Origin of the sequence: Acinetobacter sp. YH16032 (assembly GCF_013417345.1) — a bacterium.
Lineage (GTDB): Bacteria > Pseudomonadota > Gammaproteobacteria > Pseudomonadales > Moraxellaceae > Acinetobacter.
Genome location: NZ_VPEE01000087.1, coordinates 1 through 3,527, shown reverse-complemented (window position 1 = coordinate 3,527; position 3,527 = coordinate 1). Strand labels below are relative to the sequence as shown.

5 protein-coding genes and 1 pseudogene are annotated in these 3,527 nt (G+C 38.6%); 4 read left to right on the top strand and 2 right to left on the bottom strand.

What is annotated here, in order from left to right; all coding sequences use genetic code 11:
• The first annotated feature begins 309 nt into the window (after nt 1-309).
• From FTV32_RS16165 to FTV32_RS16155, 3 genes are all read left to right on the top strand, one after another.
• Entirely contained in the window at nt 310-939 is a 630-nt protein-coding gene (locus FTV32_RS16165) for a hypothetical protein (RefSeq protein WP_078194520.1), read from the top strand.
• Nucleotides 940-1,073: 134 nt separating this feature from the next.
• Nucleotides 1,074-1,367, top strand: a complete 294-nt coding sequence (locus tag FTV32_RS16160; RefSeq protein ID WP_001277151.1) for a type II toxin-antitoxin system RelB/DinJ family antitoxin — start codon at nt 1,074-1,076, stop codon at nt 1,365-1,367.
• Nucleotides 1,360-1,641 carry a type II toxin-antitoxin system YafQ family toxin gene (locus FTV32_RS16155; RefSeq protein ID WP_001129137.1) on the top strand — a complete coding sequence of 94 codons (282 nt, stop codon included), beginning with the start codon at nt 1,360-1,362 and terminating at the stop codon, nt 1,639-1,641. Before FTV32_RS16160 ends, FTV32_RS16155 begins: the two co-directional genes overlap by 8 nt.
• 114 nt (nt 1,642-1,755) lie before the next feature.
• Here the strand turns inward: FTV32_RS16155 and FTV32_RS16150 are convergent, their stop codons facing one another.
• Complete coding sequence (locus FTV32_RS16150; protein WP_004870960.1) at nt 1,756-2,226, bottom strand: hypothetical protein; 471 nt, start codon at nt 2,224-2,226, stop codon at nt 1,756-1,758.
• Nucleotides 2,223-3,194, bottom strand: coding sequence for a MobQ family relaxase (mobQ, locus tag FTV32_RS16145; protein WP_136144369.1), 972 nt, complete (start codon nt 3,192-3,194; stop codon nt 2,223-2,225). Before mobQ ends, FTV32_RS16150 begins: the two co-directional genes overlap by 4 nt.
• A gap of 195 nt (nt 3,195-3,389) precedes the next feature.
• On the opposite strand from mobQ, the pseudogene FTV32_RS16140 reads away from it, so the two are divergent.
• A pseudogene (locus FTV32_RS16140) lies at nt 3,390-3,527 on the top strand (mobilization protein); the annotation flags it as partial.

Genomic DNA, 3,527 nt, shown 5'->3' with positions numbered 1-3,527 from the left:
GGAAAGGGAGCTTGTAATCAGAGAAAAGGCGAGGGCGAAATTTTGATGATGCTCAATCGCTCGTAGACACTCGCTCGGTTCTTATTATCTAGGTTTTAATTATTTACTGGAGCTAATCAAAGTTGTGAAACATTGCTTAAATAATAGGCGTGAAACGTGAAAAATCATAAAAAAAGCCCGAACAGGGATGTTCGGGCTATAAACTAGAAACTACAGCATTGATTTCTATAGATAATTATAACGCATTTCGTATAAGGTGTATTATGTTAATTTTAGAAAATCTTAAGATAATTATTAATGAGTGGCTTAATGAATAAAGAAATTTCTGTATTACTGCATGACGTTCCTACTCATGCAGATTACGCATGTGATGCAACAGATTTAGATCCAGAAGATATTCCTGAAGATCGTATAGAACAAGTCATAAATTTATTAAATTCTTCTGATGAAAATATTGTATTTGAGGCAGCAAAACTTCTGACTAATTGGGGACAATCCTCTGGTTTTGATGCATTAGTAAATTTATTAAATGAAAATAAATTAGTTGGTTATATAGATCATCGTTTACATGGTTATGATGATACACTTCAGCATGTACTTAGAGCTTTTGTTCGTTATTGGGCATTCCAAGCTGATCTAGGATTTGGTGAACAGGCTAGAATAAAAATATTTCATCCTATACAAAAGATTATAGAAATATCTAATACAGAACCATTTGATATTAGTCGCTTATTTTGGTTAATTGATGATGAAAAATACGATGAATATATTCCTTTAATTAAAAACCATTTAATCCAAATAATAGATCATCCTGAATTACAATTTTGGAAAATCCATGATGCTATTGAACTGATGCTGAAATTAGAGCCTGAGTTTGTTCATAATTTATTAGAAGAAAAAGGCAAAACATTGGAAGACTTTAAAATTAACACTTTATAAAGTTATACATTTAACATAATGGTGGTTATACGAAATTCAGTTGTCAGAAACCATTTATTACATCAAAAGTAATGAAAAAGTAAAGAATATGCCTTATATTATCTTTACTTTAATGGTTTTTGAGTGAGGAAATCATGTCCGCAGTCAATTTCAATATGCGCTTAGAAGCAGAGTTAAAAGAACAAGTCACGCCTATTTTAGAAGACTACGGTTTGACTATGCCCCAAGCATTCAAACTGTTCTTGAATCAAATCGTTAAAACTAAGGCGATCCCTTTATCTTTTGACTATGCGCGAGAAACTGCTTTAACTCCTAAAGCAGCAGCTAAGTTACTTCAATCTTTAAAAGAGATTGAAAATGGCGAGTACACCGAGTACGAAACGGTAGAAGAAGCGATTAAAGCTATGTCGGAAGAAGCACATGGCTAAACGTAAGATTATCGTAACCAGTTCTTTTAAACGTGATATTAAAAGACGTTATTTAGAACTGGTTACGGCTGAATGGGCAGAAGTATTAGATTGTTTAGTCGCAAATAATCCTTTGCCTGAAAAATATTTAGATCATCCCTTGAAGGGTGGTGCAGAGTTTAAAAATTGTCGTGATTGTCATGTGAAGCCTGATTTAGTCTTGATTTATAGGCTTGTTGGTGACGATATTTTAGAACTGCATCAGTTGGATAGCCATTCCGAAATTTTTGGATGACTATCGCTCGATGCTTTGAAAGATGGCTTTAGCCATGTTTCAAAGTCGGGCAACTTTGCGACTGCTGTCATTGATTCGGTGATGGCAAGAGCCGAGCAAAGTACTGTCTAATCATTATTTTGGGTCAATCACACAATAATCCTTATTCGCTCCGTGACAGTCATTTTTCATGATGCGAACGCAAGACTTCCCATTGCAATTTTTAATATCTAGGCTGTATTTTTGTTCTAGCCATGCAACGTCTGCTCTACGCTGTTTGATTTCGTCCATGCTCGGCACATATAAAAATAATGCTAAAAAGAAAACGATCAGCAAGCTAACAAAAGCACTGGCGTAGATTGCCATGAATCGCCAGTCAAGTTGATTGGTTGCATTGTTTAATTCCCGAATACTGTTGTTGAGTGCGTCTATTTGCTTCTGATTGGCGTTTTTTAGGTGTTTTTCGGTCTTATTGAGTACTCCGCTAGCCACTTCCTTGTAAAACGCTTCTAATCGCTTGTTATCGTCTGCTATGGCTTCTCGATACTCTTTCATAGATGCCAGTAAAATATAGAGCTGGTCATCTAGGTCGTTTTGGTTGCTCATCGGTACATTCCGCCCTGATCTAAGTCTTGTGATGCTTTACGGTTGGCTCGCTCGGCTTGCTGTTGCTCTAGTTTTTGCTGTCGTTGTATTTCGGCTTGGCGTTCTTGTTCTAGGCGTTTAGCTTCTTGGTTTTTCTGCCATTGCTCGAAGCCTTGCTCGGCACGGTTTAAACCGTGCTGTAAAACGCTGTCTGTGCGCTGTTGCTGTTGTTTGAGGTGTTGGGCGTTGTGTTGCTTCACATGGTCGTTATAACGGCTGATTTCGGTGTCTATACCTTGTCTACGAAGTTGAGTGACCGAAGTCCCCTCATGAATGGTGGCTTGTAGTCCATTGTTCTGATCGGCATAGCTGCGGTGGTCTATTTTTTCTCGGTAGCCTGCTCGCTCCAGTGCGTGATTGGCTAAATCCGCCCATGTTTCCCGAATCTGTTTGATGTCGTCTTGGGTTGTTCCCATATTTAGGCTTTTGCGTTTGGCATTACTTAACTCAATATCGGTTTTTGTCGTCAAAGTGAGTTTATTGTCAGGGTCTAATTCAGCTTTTCGGGTGGTCAGCATGATATGGGCGTGATGGTTTTTATCATTTCCGCTTTTGCTGGGTTCGTGAATGGCTAAATCTGCGATCACGCCATAGCGATCAACAAGTGATTGGGCAAACTCTTTTGCCAAGTCCTTACGTTGATCTGCATCCAGTTCATCAGGTAAGGCAATCACCCATTCTCTAGCGGTTCGAGCATCTTTGCGGTTTTCGGACTGTTCCGCCAAGTTCCACAACTCGCTACGGTCTATTTCTATATCAAGGTTAGACACAATTTCGCTATGGGCGACACCATCCTTTCTCGTAAAATCGTGGGTTAGTCCTGTTCGTTCATCTTTGAGTTTTTCCCCTGAACGGTAGGCAGACGATGCAACCGCAGTTCGTCCCGAACTTCGATTCACTGTTTTTGTTGAGCAATGATAAATCGCCATTTTTTCTTTCGCCTTTTTAAATTGCGTAGCAATTTTTTGGGGTTAAGGGGATTCCCCTTACGCAACGATGACTTGAATGAAATTCAAGTCGTAAGTGCGCATTTCATGAAAAACACGATAGCATATTACCCGCTTGAATTTCAATTCATAGGGTCTTATGCTTGAGTGGTTTTCTATATTCCGAAATTAACCGTTATGACTAAATCTGCTGAAAATATCGAAAAGAAAATTGAAGCCCAGTTAGAGAAGCTGAAACAGTTAAAAGCACAGAAACAGGCTATTGAAGCAAGAGAACGTACCAAAAAGAAAGAACAGGAGCGCAAGGATGATACT